At 43.0% G+C, this 18276-nt stretch carries 13 protein-coding genes and 1 other RNA gene; 7 read left to right on the forward strand and 7 right to left on the reverse strand.

Annotated elements, in window-relative coordinates; genetic code table 11:
• Complete coding sequence (locus AC19MV_RS07245; RefSeq protein WP_432400391.1) at positions 1-582, forward strand: YSC84-related protein; 582 nt, start codon at positions 1-3, stop codon at positions 580-582.
• A 527-nt stretch (positions 583-1109) separates the two neighbouring features.
• Here the strand turns inward: AC19MV_RS07245 and AC19MV_RS07250 are convergent.
• Entirely contained in the window at positions 1110-1709 is a 600-nt protein-coding gene (locus tag AC19MV_RS07250; RefSeq protein ID WP_498306687.1) for a pentapeptide repeat-containing protein, read from the reverse strand.
• Positions 1710-1784: 75 nt separating this feature from the next.
• Here AC19MV_RS07250 and AC19MV_RS07255 point away from each other — a divergent pair, with 75 nt between their 5' ends.
• The gene (locus AC19MV_RS07255; RefSeq protein WP_498306689.1) at positions 1785-2033 is read left to right on the forward strand and encodes a hypothetical protein; all 249 of its coding nucleotides are present in this window, start codon (positions 1785-1787) and stop codon (positions 2031-2033) included.
• A 363-nt stretch (positions 2034-2396) separates the two neighbouring features.
• On the opposite strand, the gene AC19MV_RS07260 is transcribed toward AC19MV_RS07255, so the two are convergent.
• From AC19MV_RS07260 to AC19MV_RS07270, 3 genes are all read right to left on the reverse strand, one after another.
• Positions 2397-2999 (reverse strand): hypothetical protein, encoded by a 603-nt coding sequence (locus AC19MV_RS07260; RefSeq protein ID WP_498298276.1) that lies wholly within the window; start codon positions 2997-2999, stop codon positions 2397-2399.
• Positions 3000-3150: 151 nt separating this feature from the next.
• Positions 3151-5454, reverse strand: coding sequence for a YgiQ family radical SAM protein (locus tag AC19MV_RS07265; protein WP_498306691.1), 2304 nt, complete (start codon positions 5452-5454; stop codon positions 3151-3153).
• A 200-nt stretch (positions 5455-5654) separates the two neighbouring features.
• Positions 5655-6050 carry an MAPEG family protein gene (locus AC19MV_RS07270; RefSeq protein WP_498306693.1) on the reverse strand — a complete coding sequence of 132 codons (396 nt, stop codon included), beginning with the start codon at positions 6048-6050 and terminating at the stop codon, positions 5655-5657.
• A gap of 173 nt (positions 6051-6223) precedes the next feature.
• On the opposite strand from AC19MV_RS07270, the gene AC19MV_RS07275 reads away from it, so the two are divergent.
• The 3 genes from AC19MV_RS07275 (at position 6224) to AC19MV_RS07285 (ending at position 11885) form a co-directional block, all read left to right on the forward strand.
• On the forward strand, positions 6224-7444 hold the full coding sequence (locus AC19MV_RS07275; RefSeq protein WP_498298270.1) for a threonine/serine exporter family protein: 1221 nt from the start codon (positions 6224-6226) through the stop codon (positions 7442-7444).
• A gap of 491 nt (positions 7445-7935) precedes the next feature.
• Positions 7936-9582 carry a ShlB/FhaC/HecB family hemolysin secretion/activation protein gene (locus AC19MV_RS07280; RefSeq protein WP_498306694.1) on the forward strand — a complete coding sequence of 549 codons (1647 nt, stop codon included), beginning with the start codon at positions 7936-7938 and terminating at the stop codon, positions 9580-9582.
• 167 nt (positions 9583-9749) lie between these two features.
• On the forward strand, positions 9750-11885 hold the full coding sequence (locus AC19MV_RS07285; protein ID WP_498306696.1) for a TonB-dependent receptor: 2136 nt from the start codon (positions 9750-9752) through the stop codon (positions 11883-11885).
• Between the two features lie 108 nt (positions 11886-11993).
• Here AC19MV_RS07285 and AC19MV_RS07290 read toward each other — a convergent pair whose 3' ends face one another.
• The 3 genes from AC19MV_RS07290 to rsmI form a co-directional block, all read right to left on the reverse strand.
• Positions 11994-14129, reverse strand: a complete 2136-nt coding sequence (locus AC19MV_RS07290) for a TonB-dependent siderophore receptor (RefSeq protein WP_498306698.1) — start codon at positions 14127-14129, stop codon at positions 11994-11996.
• A 536-nt stretch (positions 14130-14665) separates the two neighbouring features.
• Positions 14666-15034, reverse strand: an RNA gene (gene rnpB, locus AC19MV_RS07295) — RNase P RNA component class A.
• Positions 15035-15088: 54 nt separating this feature from the next.
• The gene (gene rsmI, locus AC19MV_RS07300; RefSeq protein ID WP_432400405.1) at positions 15089-15931 is read right to left on the reverse strand and encodes a 16S rRNA (cytidine(1402)-2'-O)-methyltransferase; all 843 of its coding nucleotides are present in this window, start codon (positions 15929-15931) and stop codon (positions 15089-15091) included.
• Positions 15932-16020: 89 nt separating this feature from the next.
• On the opposite strand from rsmI, the gene AC19MV_RS07305 reads away from it, so the two are divergent.
• Both AC19MV_RS07305 and AC19MV_RS07310 read left to right on the forward strand, forming a co-directional pair.
• On the forward strand, positions 16021-17853 hold the full coding sequence (locus AC19MV_RS07305) for a penicillin-binding protein activator (protein WP_432400407.1): 1833 nt from the start codon (positions 16021-16023) through the stop codon (positions 17851-17853).
• Entirely contained in the window at positions 17850-18176 is a 327-nt protein-coding gene (locus AC19MV_RS07310; RefSeq protein WP_498298262.1) for a YraN family protein, read from the forward strand. Before AC19MV_RS07305 ends, AC19MV_RS07310 begins: the two co-directional genes overlap by 4 nt.
• The last annotated feature ends 100 nt before the right edge of the window (positions 18177-18276 follow it).

The raw sequence follows: 18276 nt of genomic DNA on the forward strand, positions 1-18276 counted from the left end.
ATGCAACGTCCAACAAATCTATTTTTTTCAAGCATATTAGTGTTATTTAGCTTAGCGTTTTCATTACCTAGCTTCGCAAATGACAACACCTATGTAGAAGCCGAAAATAACTTTAAAAAAGCCACTGAAACGCAGCACTTTTTTAATTCAGCTTATGGTTATGCTATTTTCCCTACCGTTGCTAAAGGCGGCATAGGTATTGGTGCCGCTTATGGCAATGGCCGAGTCTATCAAGCTGGTAGCCACATGGGTGACTCAACCCTTACGCAGTTATCGATTGGTTTTCAATTAGGCGGCCAAGCCTATAGCGAAATTATCTTTTTTAAAGACGCTAAAGCCTATAACGAATTTACCAGTGGTAGTTTTGAATTTAGCGCCCAAGCTTCAGCTGTGGCAATTAATTTAGGTGCTAGTGCCCAAGTTGGCACCACGGGTAATTCAGCAGGCGCAGGTCAAGCGGGCAGCAACCATAATGCGGCTGCTAAATACATTAATGGTATGGCTATTTTCACCGCAGCTAAAGGCGGATTGATGTTTGAAGCAGCCTTAGCAGGTCAATCGTTTACGTTTGATAGTAAGTAGTAACTAACTCATACTACGACTTTGTACTCGTAGCTTACAGAGCATTCAGGCTGCCATTGGCAGCCTGAATTGTTTTAGGTGAGTTAATTCGTCTTGCTAGCTCTTTTGTAAAAAGGCAGCTCACATACTTGCTTAATCTGACCTTATTGGTATTGGGTTGCTTCTTTAAAACCCCAAATTCATTATTACTTATTGCCTGCAGCAGGCTCCGTGAAGATGATTAAGCGAGACGCCGCAAGCACCTCCATGTGGGCTTAACCAAAACATCCCTGTTTTGGACACTCGCTGACTCATCTACACCTGTCATTATCTCTCTTCGATCTAACCTCTTGCGTGTCTGGAGGTAAAATATCAATAAAGATTTAAACAACATGATTCAAAATAAGAAGTGCCTCTAATACAAGAGGCATACATCTAGTACTATAAGCGTACAGCGAGTAAAGTATTGAATATTAAATCAATTGTGTTGGTTAACTATGTTAATTCCACTAAGCGTTCGAAACTCGTCTTAAACGTCAGTCAGACTTTCAGTCAACGAGTTCAACACCTAAACTGTCCAATAGACTCAGTGCTTCGCTCCTTGAAAATCGTGCCTTTTTCACATTATTTTCAAACACATCAATAACGTATTCTTCTGAGTCACTGAAATCGACCCCTTGTAAATTTGTTCTCATAAATAAACTATGCCTAAAGTTACAATAAGTCATTGATGAATTAGTAAAGTCACCCTCGCGAAAGTCAACATCATGTAACTTACATTCATCCAAGACTAACTCGTGCAATTTAAGCCCAAAAAATGATGAGTCATTCAAAATACAACGCGTAAAGTTAAGTTCAAAATCTAAGTGGTATATAGCCCATTCAGCTTTCGCCCAATCAACACCGATTAATTTGCTATCTTGAAACCTAACTTCAAACAGCTTTGAATTAGAAAGGTCAACCAAGCTGAAATTACATCGTTCAAATATACAATTAAGGAATTTACAATTTTTGAACTGAGTTTCGGAGAAATCACAGTCTACAAACTGACAGTCCTCAAATTCGATATGATTAAAGTGTTTATGCGAGCCAAGATGTTTTTCAAACAAAATATCTAGATAACTCTCATCATCAACTAACACTTTCATGATTTCCCATCCACCAACACTTTTTTAGACAGTACATCAGGTAGTTCGAGTAAACAAGATAGTCAATGTGATGGAATGGACGCCCCATCTGAAGCGTTAGCATTTTCATTCTTTACCATAAAGAGGTGGCTGAAGCAGGCTACAAACACGGTAAAAAGCTCGATAATTTTCCGTCGCAATTTTTTCGCTGCTGTTGTTTGGTTAAAAAGCGAAAATGTTGCCGGAACGGCACAGGTGATCCAAGAGGGGATTGCTGTTGATCCCCTTTTGGCCCGTGCAGGGTGGAACCTTGCGATCTTAAGCGTTAGTGGCCGCAGACCATAAGTAAAATAACAAAAAATAACACCTGGATCCCGGCTCAAAAGCATTGCTGGGAAGACTTAACTAATGGAGTTTACTTGAACCAGAGTAACGTTTATTCATACTCTGGTGTGGGCGAAGCGCCACGACGTTAGTGGCCGCAGGCCATAAAGCAAAACAACAAAAACAAACACCTGGATCCCGGCTCAAAGCATTGCCGGGAAGACGTAACTAATGGAGTTTATTTGAACCAGAGTAACGTTTATCCATACTCTGATGTGGGCGAAGCGCCACGACGTTAGTGGCCGCAGGCCATAAGCAAAACAACAAAAACTAACACCTGGGTCCCGGCTCAAAGCATTGCCGGGAAGACGTACCTAATGGAGTTTACTTATGTCCCCATGGTACTGGTGGTAACGCAACAGGTTTGGTTAAATCAAATTCCACTTTAAAATCACGATTTTCGCGTGTTAAACGATAAGTAAACGTATGTGCTTCAATCATCATCTGCCACACATTGGTGACCGATTGATCTAGACCATTTTGTTTAAAATTGACTATCGACTCATCATCCACTGGAAACGATTGCATATTGGCGGTACCGACATCGCGAGTGTCGCCACCGTACATAGTGACCTTGTCTTCAGAGCCGTCTTTATGGCGATGGTCGTGTTTTAACTGTAAGCCCGTGTCGGTTTGGGTGATGACCCAAGTACGTGAATGATCTTCGCCGACATGAAATGGAATTTTTAACTGCTTATCGTTACATTCGCGCACATGCATAATCAGTGTTTTGCCACTAAAGCCATCATCTTCACTGCCACCAGCAGTAATTTTACCGGCAAAGGCTTGGCCACAAAGAGCAGTTATTGCTTCAAAAAACTGTTGTTGCTGCACTGAGTTAGCCGCGTTACTTGGGAAGGCAATTAATGCCGCGCTACATACTAATGCGCTAGTGAAGTAACCACGTAATGTACTCGTTTTAGCCATGATGCTGATCCTTTGCTTATTGATATTTATTCTTGCACACAGAGTACACGCTTTACGTATGGAGGACTAGATAACCTCAACTCGGGATAGTAGATACACTAAACCCGCATAAATGCGGGTTTAGTGTTTATCGCGCGATAAAGCTAACTGACTATTTCGCGTATTTAGACTTGGTTGCCCAACCGGTTTTGGCCGGACGTTTAGCCCCTGTGGCGTTTGCTGGCTGGCCAGTGCTTTTTACCGCTGCTTTAGATTTTTGTCCTGCGGGTTTGGCTTTGGTTTTATCTGCTTTTGACGCGCCTTTGCGGTCTTCAAATTGATCAGCAGAAAAACGAGTCATGGCTTTTTGACCACCTTGGTCTTTAGCTTTAGCAGCAGGCTTTTGGCCCCACTTCACTTTACTTTGCTCATTACGAGTTTCTGGTGGCACTAAATGATTTGGCCCATTACCAATAAGCGACTCTTTGCCCATCGCCACTAAGGCTTCACGGATCATCGGCCAGCCTGCAGGATCATGATAACGTAATAAGAATTTATGCAATTTACGTTGGCGACCTTTTTTCGGTACTGTCACTTGTTCACTATCATGCTTAACGTTTTTCAATGAGTTAAGTTCGGTATGATAAATGGTCGTGGCGTTAGCCATTGGCGATGGATAAAAGTTCTGTACTTGGTCAAGTTTAAACTTCTGTCCTTTTAACCATAGCGCAAGGTTAACCATATCTTCATCTGTGGTGCCTGGATGTGCCGAAATAAAATACGGAATTAAGAATTGCTCTTTACCGGCTTCCTTAGAAAACTTATCAAACAGTTCTTTAAACTTGTCATAGGTTCCCATACCTGGCTTCATCATTTTACTGAGTGGGCCTTCTTCGGTATGTTCAGGGGCGATTTTTAAATAACCACCCACATGATGTTTAGCTAACTCTCTAATATATTCTGGGTTTTCGATAGCCAAATCGTAACGAACACCCGAAGCGATTAATACTTTTTTAATGCCTGGTACTTCACGTGCTGCTTTGTATAAGTCGATGGTGTGTTTATGGTCTGTGCCTAAATGGCCACAAATCGATGGGAATACGCACGACAAACGACGACAGGTTTTTTCCGCTTTTTCGCTAGTACAACCTAAACGGTACATGTTAGCTGTTGGGCCGCCTAGGTCAGAAATAACGCCGGTAAACCCAGGCACTTTTTCTTGAATGTCTTTAATTTCTTTAATAATCGACTCTTGCGAGCGACTTTGAATAATACGCCCTTCATGTTCGGTAATCGAACAGAATGAACAGCCACCAAAACACCCACGCATGATATTGATTGAAGTCTTAATCATATCGTAAGCAGGGATTTTTTCTTTGCCATACATCGGATGCGGAATACGCTGATAAGGCAAGTCGAATACCGCGTCCATCTCGTCAGTGTTTAATGGCCACGCAGGCGGGTTTACCCATACACCACGGTTTGCATCATGCGGTTGAAACAGCGCGCGAGCACAACCTGGATTTTGCTCTTGGTGCAAAATACGCGAGGCATGCGCATACAAATATTTATCTTCGCTGACTTTGTCGTAAGCAGGCAATAGCACATAGGTTTTTTCCCATGGCTTAGGACGAGGTGGCTGAATACTAATGGGCTTTGGCGCATCGTTATCAAAAATTTTGTTGTCTGTTGGCCCAGATAAATTACTACAACCCACATCGTCAGCACCATAAGGACTCGGCAAGGGTTCAATTTTATGCAGTTGGTCTATTTTACGCGAATCCATACCACGCCAACCCGGCATAGGGTCTTTACGCATCACAGCCGTACCACGAACATCGTCAATGTCGCTAATCGCTTCACCTGCAGCAATACGACGAGCCACTTCCATTAATGGACGCTCGGCGTTGCCGTAAATTAAAATATCGGCTTTGGCGTCAAAAATCACACTGCGACGCACTTTATCAGACCAATAATCATAATGAGCAATACGGCGCAAACTGGCTTCAATACCACCAATGACAACAGGCACTTCTTTAAAGGCTTCTTTACAGCGCTGGGTGTATACGGTTACGGCACGATCTGGGCGCTTGCCGCCAATATCACCAGCGGTGTAAGCGTCGTCATGACGTAACTTGCGGTCTGCTGTGTAGCGGTTAATCATTGAATCCATGTTGCCAGCTGTCACCCCAAAAAACAGGTTAGGACGGCCAAGCTGCATAAAGTCTTCTTTATTTGACCAATCAGGCTGAGAAATAATCCCCACACGGTAACCTTGGGCCTCTAACATCCGCCCAATCACCGCCATACCAAAACTTGGATGGTCCACATACGCATCGCCTGTTACGACAATAATATCGCAACTATCCCAGCCTAAAATATCCATCTCTTTGCGAGACATGGGTAAAAAAGGTGCTGTTCCGAAGCTATGCGCCCAAAACTTTGGATAATTAAATAACGTTGACTCAACTTGCATGTATATGACCTACATAAATGGGGAAAATCAGTCTCACTGATCCGATGATAATCTCAGCCTAAAGCTGAATTTAACGGACGCGGATTATAGCAGTACAGTGGCACTAAGTGTGACTAAAAAAGCAGCAAAAGTGAAATATTTTATCAATAATTAACCTTATAAAAAGTGGTGATAAGCGCGTATCACCACGTATTAGACAGCTACAGACCTAAAAAGAAGCCAATATTAGCAACGGCTAAACTTAATAGTACTAGCCAGGTCATTAATACACCCCAAAAACGGCCAAAATGAAGTCCACCTTTGCCCTGGTTAAGCCCAATAGCATGTAATAAGCGCGCCACTATCCACACGGTTCCAAATATGTGTAAAAGATAATCTGGCATACCGTTAAGCTCAGCTAACACCAATAACACCATGACTACTGGAGCGTTTTCAACTAAGTTGCCGTGTGCGCGAATGGCAAGTGATAACTCCTGGTTACCGCCATCACCAATGCCAATTTTATTCAATCGACGTAGCTTAACCACTTTATAAGCTAACCCAAGTAACAATAGTGCAGTTAACCCTGCGTATAATCCCGAAATCATTAATGTCATGCCTTAATCCTTAATTCGACTATATTATTATTTTGACATCAGCATTTAATATCACAATGCTAATATAAGCTAAAACCACATTTTGAATCAGTTTGGCTATAAACACACGACCTTATCGGTTAATATTCGCGCCAAAATAACCTCAATACTTCAATAAGAGTGACTACTGCCCAGTGGATAATCAGGATTTTTTAGAAAAACGCAGATTTATCATTAAGTTAGGAAAGTACCTGCATAAGTTTGGTACGCCGGCGTATCGCTTAGAATCCCACCTGCAAACAGTATGTAGCACGCTAGGCATTGAAGGTTATTTTTTAATATCGCCCACTTCGATGACTTTTGTACTGCAACATGACACTGAGCAAGAGTATAACCACGTAGCGCGAGTTAAACCTGGCGAACTTGATTTGGGCTCATTGGCACGAACTTTTGAATTAGTTGAAGAGCTCAGTTCAGGCCAGCGCACCTTACAAGAAGCACTGGAGCGTCTAGAAGAAATTGCCAACAAACCTAACCCTTATGGCCATAAACTGACACTGCTAGCCTTTGGCTCAAGTGCTGGGGCGTTTGCTATGTTAATGGGCACCGGTTGGCATGATGTTTTTTGGTCTGCCATTCTAGGCTTATTAGTTTATAGCTTGGTATTTTGGGCCGAACGCTCAAAGCGCATAGCTGAAATGCTCGAACCTATGGCAGCAGTAATGTGCGCAATTTTAGCCACGGCCATCTCGCAATTTGACCCGAGCATTAATTTGCCAGTGACCATTTTATCGGGGATCATTATTTTTGTGCCGGGCTTAGCCCTTACCTTAGGTTTAGCAGAACTGGCGGCGCGCGATTTAATCTCTGGTACAGCACGTATTATGGATGCGGTAATGCAGTTATTTAAACTGTATTTTGGTGCGGTACTCGGCATGACCATTGGTAAAGCGATATTTGGTGATGTCACCTATATTGACCCTATCCCCTTACCTCGCTGGGCTATATGGTCTGCGGTGCCATTATTGTCGATGTCATTGGTGATTATTTTTAAAGCGCGCCTTAAAGACTCTCCATGGGGCGTGTTTGCCGGTATTGTGGCCTTTTTCTCGGCAATGCTTGGGGGGATTTATTTAGGTGAATCCATTGGTATTTTTGTTGGTGCATTGGCCGTTGGTATTTACTCCAACTTATATGCACGTTGGATGAAAGCTCCGGTATCGATAGCCTTACTGCAAGGGATTGTTATTTTGGTGCCTGGCAGTAAAACCTACATTGGTTTAAACGCCCTTATCTCCGGTGAAACTATGCTTAACCAAGCACATTTAGGCTCGCAAATTTTTCTGATTTTTATGTCGTTAATTGCGGGGCTGATTTTTGCAAACGTTGTAGTACCGCCGCGCCGTTCATTGTAAATCTTATTCATCGTTGTTATCGAAAGACTGCAAATACAAGGGCTGCATAATGTGCAGCCCTTTTCTTTTGCGTTGAATATAAAAACATACGTTATACCATTCCGCATTAATAAGTGACCACTCAGAATGCATCCAGCGGTTTTTGATTAAGGCGTCGCTATGTAGTAATGGTTGTTCCCTTTCAAATAGCGAGAACGCAAAGCAAAAGCCGCTGGGGCATTCCTTTCAGGCGAGTTTTAAAAGGGCTTACACTGCGTTGCATGACTTCGAAAGAGAACAACTATTTATTCAGTCATACGCCTTGTTTAAGCCCTTTTAAATTCTCGCTGAGAGATCATTTACTCACGCGCAATGGCATTAATCATTGACTATTGTCTCATTCAAGTGTGTTATTAAGGCAAGCGATAACGCAAACGCCTCATTTTACTTACACTAATTTAACGTTTTACGTGTCCGTGACATATAACAAAAATAATATTGAGGACGAATTTATGCCAAGATCTGTAATGGCAGCCGGTTTTTTCGTCATTTTGCTCTCTCACACTAGCGCCAGCGCTAATGATGAGCCGGTGGAAAACCCACCCGCTGTATCGACAGTGAACAAACATGATGTCGACAAGGTCGCTAGTATCGTCATTGTCAGCCACCCTATTTTTGATGAGTCAGCCCCTGACGCTATTTTTCTCCATCGTTGGGCTAATTACTTACACATCAACACCCAAGAATCGACCATTCTCAATAGCTTAAGTTTTGAAGAAGGCGATAAAATCACCGAAAAAGATCTCCATGAAGCGCAACGTCTACTGCGTTATGAGCCTTATATTCGCGATGCCGAAATTAATATCGCGCGCAAAGACCCGCTCGCCGAAGACAATGTTGAAGACGTAGTATTAGTAGAGACCTGGGACAACTGGTCGCTATTGCCCACGGTAAGTTTGAGTAAAAACGGTGGCGATACCAAATACTCGTTCGGGATTAAAGAAGATAACTTACTGGGTTTAGGCGTACAAACCAAAATAAAATACCAATCAAGTGCCGACAGAACCGGTTATAAATTTGCCTTTGATGCGCCAGTGAGATGGGTTAAACATGGCAATATTGCCGTTGATTTTTATGATAACAGCGACGGCCAGGCCTCTGCGCTAGCCTTTAATAAACCCTTTTACGCCTTAGACACCAAAGATATGTATGGCGCAGCGTGGTCAACCGACACTCGCATTGACACCATTAGACAAAATGGCAAAGACATTTACGAATTTGAGCATATTATCGATTATGCCAATATCGGTTTTGGCAGGTTAGTCGATAGACAAGCCGATTACTTACAGCGCATCAGTGTTGGCGTAACACAAGAACAGCACCTGTTTAATAACCTTGATATCTATCCTGATTCACCACTGCCGTTAGACCGCGATTTTATTTACCCGTGGCTAAGTTACGAATACTTACAAGACCAGTACACCGTGCTCAATAACATTCACTTAATCAATAACAACGAAGACTTTAACCTAGGCTGGCGCCATGTGGTCACCCTTGGCCTAGAAACCAATGATGTTGCCGACAGTTCAGCGCTGGGTTATCACTTAAATGTATTGACCACCCGTGGTTGGCAGCAAGATAATCAATTACTGCTAATGAGTTTAACTGGCAGAACTGACATACAAACAGGTCAACAAGACTTTTATAATGTGGGTTTATCGGCAGAATACTTCCATCAAATAAACCCTAAATGGACTGCCTACTCTAAAGCTAGAGTCGCTACATCACACAATAACTACCTCGACCAAACCTTTGCGTTAGGAGACGAGACGGGTGTACGAGGTTATCCTAACGATTATCAACATGGTGATAATCAATGGTTATTTACCAGCGAAATCCGTTATTACCCTAATATCAATTTATATCAATTAGCAGAATTAGGCTGGGCACTGTTTGCCGATATAGGTCAAGCTTCTGGCGGCCCAGATCAGCAAAATGAAGTCAGCGGCCCTATTGGTAGCATTGGTATAGGTGCAAGATTATACTCATCAAAATCGAGTTACGGCAACGTTGCCCACATTGATATTGCCATGCCAATGACATCGGGTAACGACATTAATTCATGGGAATTTCGCTTCCAGGTTAAAGAACATTTTTAATTCTGTTAGTAACGCTACGATAAAGCCAGTTGCACACTTTCATCTCAATCATAGCCATTTAATCATGAGCTAATTTGTAAAGATCTGATTGTATTTGTAAATTATATGCAAATACAAATGATAACTAATATCATCACCAGGATTTTTACACTAATGGATTATAAGTGATGTTTAAACTGACTCAACTTTCGACCGCTACACGTTACGCGCTTTGTTTACTTGCCTTACCCACCTATGTTGCTGCAGATGAGATTCAACCCGTAACATCAATGGAAAGAATGATCGTTACGGGTAGCCGTTTGGCCGAGCGAATAGATGAAGTCCCTTCATCAGTGACGTTAATTGACCAGCAAGCTTTATCACAAGATATGCTAATTACCACTGAACTACAAAACCTATTGGCTTTTCGGGTGCCCGGACTGGCACCTAGTACTGGTACTTCAAGTAACTCAGGGCAAAACTTACGCGGTCGTGCAGCATTAGTCCTCATCGACGGAGTACCACAGTCCACACCGCTGCGTAATGGTCAATTAGATATCAGCTCTATCGATGCTGGCGTTATTGAACGAATTGAGGTGATTAAAGGCTCTACTTCCATCTACGGTAATGGCGCATCAGGCGGGATAATTAACTACATCACAAAACACGCTAGCGAGGATAAAGCACGAGTCAAAGTGGGGGTTTCGAGTAAATTTAGCGCCGTCAAGTTGCAAGACAGTGCGGGATACAGAGTTGATACCTCAATCGATGGAACCCTTGACGATTTTAGTTATGTGTTTAGTGCTATTACGGAAAAAACAGGGGTTGAACGTGACGCTGAAGGTGACATTATTGGCTTAGTTTATGGTTTATCAGAAACCGAATCGAATAACTTTTTTACTAAACTCGGTTACCAATTTGATGACGATAAGTCGATTAAATTAACTTACAACTACTATGAAGCTCAACAAGACGCGGACTTAATCGATGTGATTGGCAGCGTCAACTCAGGCTTTAAAACCTACGCGATTAAAAATACCACTGGCATCGCTAAACAAGGTGTACCACAAGGTCCACGTGGTAATCACAACTTGATGCTGAAATATGTAGACCAAGACATTTTTAACAACACTCAATTAACCTTAGATGGTTACGTACAAAAAATAGAAAATATGTTTTTTTATTCAACAGCACTAGCAAATTTGAGTGAAGGCTATACCGGTGGACAGTCATTAATCAAGTCAGAAAAAAAGGGCATGCGAGTTAACTTCGTCAGCCAAGTAGATTGGGATAATATTGAGTCGACGTTTATTTATGGACTTGATGCACTCGAGGACATCAGCTCACAACCGCTAGAAGATGGCCGAATTTGGGTGCCAGAGATGGACATGAAAAATTTGGCCTTTTATTTACAAACAAAATTTGTCATCGCTGAAGATTGGATAATCAAAGCCGGTATTCGACAAGACAGTGTTGACTTAACCGTTGATGATTACCAAACCTTAAAATTATGTAGCACAGAAAGCACTTGCTCAGTGCCTTTTGACGTCGCGGGTGGTGATTTAGCTTATGACTCAACGACCTACAACATTGGACTTCGTTATAATTTAAACAATGCATTTAGTCCGTTTATGAGTTTTTCTCAAGGCGCAGATATTTCGGATTTAGGTCGACTATTAAGGACTGCAACAGTCAATGACATCAATTTGATCCGCACAGAGGCATCGATTGTTGATAACTACGAAGTAGGGGTTTCGGGTCAAATGGGTGACTTACGTTATGAAGTTGCCGCCTATCGTAGCCAATCTGAACTAGGCACCAGTAACAGTTTTGATGCGACCACAGGTGTGTATTTACCCGTGCGAGCCCCCCAGAAAATATGGGGGTATGAAGCACAGTTTGACTATAGCGTAACCGAAGATATCAGCACAGGCTTAAGCTATAGCTGGATTGAAGGTAAAGACACAGAAGCAGATGTGTACCTTGATGGCAGCACAATATCGGCGCCCAAATTTACAAGCTATGTAAATTGGCAAGCAAACGACGAAATCAATTTGGGCATTAATTATATTTATGTTGGCGATCGTAATCGCTTTGAAAAAATTAATGACCAATATGTAGGCGCTCAAGGTCCAATAGAGCATTACAGCGTAGTGAACCTATCAAGTAGTTATCAGCTTAACCAATGGCAGCTTTCGCTTGGGGTAGAAAATTTACTTAATGAAGATTACTTTTCTGCACGCTCGCAAGCTTATACATACGGTGGTTACAACACAAAATCCTTAGGTACGACTATTAATCTTGGCGTAAAAGCCAGTTTTTAATCGTTATCATATAAATATTTTACAGCATGAATAAAAATGGGAGTGAAATTAAATTCACTCCCAAAATATTTTCGTTATTAAACAAGCTGTGTAAATTTCAATATCGAACTAAAAGTGATGTGACACCTGCAAGACCACTTCTCTTGGCGCACCAGGGAAGTGGCCATTACGCTCTGAGAATCCACTAATAGCATATTCTTTATCAAATAGATTTTTCACATTCAGCTGAAACTGGGTTTGTTGCCATGTCGTGGTCCAGCTCATGTCGAACACAGTGTAAGGCTTGACTATTTGATCGTCATCACTAACCTGCTCACTGACGTAATCAGCACCAAAAGCAATTGCCGACTGCAAACTGTCGATATCATACCGGGTCCATAAACCCGCTTGATGTCGCGGCGCATTGACAAATTTGCTGCCGTCAGCATATGTGTCTCCTACATCGCCCTGGGTTACATGTGCGTCGTTATAGGCGTAATTGGCCATAATGGTCCAGTCGGCAGTAATGTCGCCCACTAAGGTAAACTCAAGCCCTTTGCTTTCAACCTCGCCTAAGCTAACGAGTGCCGCAATGCCATCGTCGACACCGGTGTCGTCAGGATTGCTCATGGCCACATCTTTTTTAGTGATTTGATACGCTGCTAATGTGGTCATCACGCTGCCATCAAACCACTGGTTTTTAACCCCTATCTCCACTTGCTCACCGATTTCTGGGGCCAAACCGCCATCTGCACTGGCATCTTCTTGATCGCCAATAGAGGTGGGGTTAAAGCTTTCAGAGTAGTTCACATAAAATGAGGTATCTGACGAGTATTTATACACAACTCCAGCACGTGGCGACACATGATCGTCGCTAAATTCAAAACCGCTCTCTTTGTCATAATCATTAAAATGATCGTAACGTAGGCCAACCAGCAACAACCAGTTATCTGTTAGGTTTATTTGGTCTTGAGCATAAAAACCCATGCGCTCGGTTTTTTCACCATCACGATTTTGATCTGTTAAGGTGTAATCTGCTGGATCGCTTTCACCATAATTTAAATCAAATATATTCAGATTTGCGACACCATCAGCCTCATAACGAGCACGCCAATAATCATAATCGCTGTCTACATGATGGTAATCTGCACCAAACAATACCGTTTGTTTAATTGTGCTATCTAGGCGATAAACAAAATCGGTGGTGACACTCACTTCTTGATTCGCGCGGTATTGCTTTCGATATTCACGTTTAATGGTTTCATCATCAACGTTGGCTTCACCGTCGCCATTAACATCAACCCAACCTTGCGACTCGTGATAACCTTGAACACGCTCGTTATCAACATATCGCACTGTAGTATCAACACTAAAGTTATCACTAAAAAAGTGCTGTAATTGTGCTTGTAATACTGTGGCCTCTAAATCTTGGTAATCAGATGCTTCATTGGCGTTGTAACTTGGGTCGACTAAAAAATTACCGTTATCATCAACTGGCACACCACGTAAGCGGCTACCACCCAAATCTTGTTTGATGAAGTCAATGGTGGTGGTTAATGCAGTGTCATCATTAAGTTGGAATAACAATCCGCCCGTTAATTCGGTATTTTCGGAATCGGCATTATTACGAAAACTGTCTTTTTGCTCATAAAAACCACCTAAACGATAAGCGATGTTATCGGTTAAGCCGCCTTTAGAATCAATCGAGCCACCCACTCTGTCGTCGTTACCCGCGGTAAATGTCACTTCAGTGTCTTGCTCAAAGCTTGGTTTTTTGGTGACATAATTAATCATGCCCCCTGGTTCTCCACCGCCGTATAGCGCTGCCGCAGGGCCTTTTAATACTTCGACACGTTCAACGTTGAATAACTGTGGCACCCCAAAACCAGAGAATGGGTCACCACGTACACCGTCATAAAACACGTTGCTATCATCACGAAAACCACGAAAAGTTACGCCAGAGTAACTATAAGCACTTACCCCTGCGATAGAACGATATAAATCGGTAATTTCACGAGCGGCCTGGTCAACAATCAGCTGTTCATTTAGCACTTGTACCGATTGCGGCAAATCCATCATATCGGTTTCAACTTTAGTGCCTACTGAGCTAGAAGACTCTCGATAAAAGGTTTGCGCACGGCCCATTACAGTAATTTTTTCGATTGATTCTGCTGACTCGGTAGGAGTAACAGGCTCATTAGCACTGACACTCATTACAGGTAACAGTAGGCTGAACAACCCAAGATTAACCATATTAAATTGCATAACACTCTCAACGACAACACTAAAATTTGGCGGCAATATAGCACCAAACGCTAATGACAACTATTATCATTTTGATAATTTACATTTGTGATGCTTGTTAATTAAACGTAATAATTGATGAGGTTTTTGCGAATAAATATAAAGAGATGCGTTGGCCGATATGCCCTAGTTGAGCTCGAAGTGGACAGTTATTTGTTGTTACGATTTTTCAGGCTGTAGCCCATAAATAACAAAAGGCCTCGCATTACTGCGAGGCCTTTCTTTATAAAGAGGTGCGTTGACCGATAAGCCGCCATCCCCTAGTTGAGCACGGAGTGGACAGTTATTTGTTGTTACGATTCTTCAGGCTGTAGCCCATAAATAACAAAAGGCCTCGCATTACTGCGAGGCCTTTCTTTATAAAGAGGTGCGTTGACCGATAAGCCGCCACCCCCTAGTTGAGCACGGAGTGGACAGTTATTTGTTGTTACGATTCTTCAGGCTGTAGCCCATAAATAACAAAAGGCCTCGCATTACTGCGAGGCCTTTCATATAAAGAGGTGAGTTGGCCGATAAGCCGGGTCCTGTCGTGGACAGTTATTCATCTAGGCCTGCAATCGCTCACAGGCTCAAGCAACCTACCCGGTTCCTACGCGAGCAGCGCATATACTATTTAAAGTAATGGAACCCTATTTGGTCTTGCTTCGGGTAGAGTTTACCTTGCTACGAACTATTGCTAGCCGCACGGTGCGCTCTTACCGCACCCTTTCACCCTTACCATTTTTAGCCGAAGCCAAAATGGCGGTCTCCTCTCTGTTGCACTTGTCGTCGGTTCACACCGCCCAGGCGTTACCTGGTACCCTGCTCTTTGAAGCCCGGACTTTCCTCCCCGTACCTAAGTACGCGGCAACTGTCTGGCCAACTCGGCGCGGATTATAACGTAAGCAAGCCGACAAACCAATGCTAAAAAACGCCCACTGTTATAAATCCAACTCTAGGCCGTATTTATACAAGGCGTTTTTCTTCAATCCGTGAATTTGCGCTGCGATAGCGGCCGCTTTTTTAAGCGGTAATTCTTCGCTTAATAGTTTTAACGTCGCGACTGCAACCGCAGGAATGCCCTCTTCATCAGATAAAGCAAAACCATGACACATTAAGACAATTTCACCTTTTTGCTGATTGTCATCCGCTTCTACCATGGCCAGTACTTCTGCGGCGGTGCCCGTTAAAAAGGTTTCAAAGGTTTTAGTCACTTCGCGCGCCATCACCACTTGCCTATCGTCGCCTAATACTTGTGCAATAGCGTTTAAACTGTATACAATCCGGTGCGGCGATTCATAGAAGATTAAAGTGCGAGGATCTTCTTTTAGCATTTCAAGCTTATCGATACGGGCTTTTTCTTTTGAAGGTAAAAAGCCTTCAAAGCTAAATCGATCGGAAGGTAAGCCTGATGCGCTTAGCGCCGTAATAGCGGCACATGCTCCGGGTAATGGCACCACGCGATGACCAGCTTGGCGAACATGATTAACCAAATGATATCCAGGGTCCGAAATAAGCGGAGTGCCCGCATCTGAAATCAACGCTATCGATTTGCCTTGATTAAGTTGCTCAACAATCCATTGAGCACGGTCACGCTCATTATGGTCATGTAATGCTGTTTTACGGGTTTCAATACCAAAGTGACTCAGCAGTTTTCCGCTGTGCCTGGTGTCTTCACAAGCGATTAAATCGACTTGCTGCAACACCTCTAATGCACGAGCGCTGATGTCGCCTAAATTACCTATAGGGGTGGGAACAATATACAGCGCGACCATTTGGTCCATAATTACCTCGATAATGAATCTACCTGATACTTTCGCCCAGCGTAAGAGCAGGTTAAACTAGTGCCAGTATCTTAACAGAGTGAAGCCAAGTGTTAAAAAGACTGAATACAACAAAATTAGTGTGCGCGATGATTTTCTCTGTCTTATTGGTAGGTTGTGCTACCGAGCAACAGCGAAAGCAAAGAGAGTATGTTGAAATAAGCACATCGTTGGTTGCCGCCGAACATCCGGCTAAAATCTACTTAACCGAAGCCAAAAATAGCAGTTTACCAGAAAAACGTGACCGTTATTTATTACTGGCAGCTCATGCTTACATTAATAACGGTAACGTTAATTCAGCCACCAGTATTTTAACCTCGATGCAAAAGTCGATGGTGAATGTGCCGACGCTTCAAGCTGAACATATTTACTTGCGTGCTCGCATTACAGAAAAAACAACAAGCCCTGAAGCCGCATTAGAGGTATTGCAATATCCTCCACATTGGCAGCTTCCTCGTTGGCAGATGGCAAGTTATCACCAATATAAAGCCAAGTTGTATAAAAACACCCAACAATCGATTGATCAGGTTAAGCAACTGAGTTTACTGAGTAACTACTTACCTAAATCAGAAACCACCGCGGTCAACAATGTCATTTGGTCGATATTGCAGCCACTGCAAGAAGAAACGGTACAGTCGTTTATGCGCGACCCGTCAAATCCTATTTTTGCAGGCTGGTTACAGTTAACGTATATCGCTAAACATTATGCCGTTGAACCCACTCAGTTAGTGCGTTATTTAGGTGAATGGCAACGCAATAACCCATATCACCCAGCAGCCATTAAGTTGCCAGCCGATCTTGAAAAAGCCTTAAGTGCCAAGCCATTTAGACCACAGAACATTGCGGTATTACTGCCATTAACCGGTCCGCGAGCCGCTGTTGCCGAACCTATCCGTCAAGGGATTATCGCCAGTTACTTGTCTGAATATGACAGTAATGTTGCCGTTAATTTTTACGATACTCAGCTCGGTGTTGTTGCCGCTTATAATGACGCAGTCACCCAAGGGGCTGAGTTCATTATTGGGCCTTTGCTCCCTAATGAAGTAGAAGAGCTGCAAAAACTAAATGATAAGCAAAAGGGCTCGATTCCACAGCTCTATTTAAATCAGACAGAACATTTTAATCCGCAGCCAAATCAGTTTTATTTTTCGCTGTCTCCAGCACAAGAAGCCAGTGACGCAGCACATAAACTGTTTAGTGACGGTGTGAAGTTACCGCTTTTATTGGCCAGTAACGACCCGATTGGTAAACGCATGGCAGAAAGCTTTAAGCAAACCTGGCTTACGTTAACCAGCGACAATGCCGAAGTGCATTATTATGATCCGGGCGACCAAATTAAAGTTGCGGTACAAGAAGCATTGGGCGTAAACGACAGCCAGGCACGTATTAGTCGAATGAAAGATTTATTAGGCAGCCGCTTAGAGTCGGATTTTCGTTCTCGCCAAGATATTGATGCCATTTACATGATTTCAGGTTCACAAGACTTGGCGTTATTAAAACCATTTTTAGATGTTAACTTTAGTGTGTTCTCGGAGCCTGTTGCGTTATACACCACCAGTCGCAGTCGTTTAGAAACCGAGTCAACCCAGGCGGCTCAAGATCTTAATAACTTGATGATAAGTGATATACCGTGGTTAATGCGTCCAAGCAGCGAAACGCAAATGGTGTCTGAGTTATGGAGCTCTTGGAACAACAGCCAAAAACGGCTCTATGTGATGGGATTTGACTCACTTGAGCTAGTCAATCGCTTAGCTCAAATGCGTGCATTCCCGGGCTATCAATTTATGGGCCGTAGCGGTGCATTGTCGGTGAAGTCTAATGGGGTGATTGATCGCCAGTTATCGTGGGGCAAATACACTCAAGGGCAACTCAAACCGCTATGAATCGCGGCCAGTTAGCAGAGCAACGCGCCAGAACTTATCTTGAACAACAAGGTCTGACGTTTGTAGAGGCTAACGTACGTTATCCGTTTGGTGAAATTGATTTAGTGATGCGCCAACAAGACGTGTGGGTGTTTGTTGAGGTGAAATTTAGGGCGTCAAACCAATTTGGCGGCGCCATTAATGCACTGACCGCTAAACAAATCACTCGCATTCGTTTAGCAGCAGATCATTACCTACAACGACAAAAAGTAAATCCACCTTGTCGCTTTGATGTTATTGCGATGAGTATTAATGAAATAAACTGGCTACAAGGCTGTTTTTAAGCCACAACTGATTACCATCACTTGGTTTTGTGGCATCATACATCCACATTGCCGGCGCGGATTGATTAGCGTATTAAAAGCTTGTCACCGATATGGGTAG

The sequence above is a fragment of the Shewanella sp. MF05913 genome, assembly GCF_059758095.1.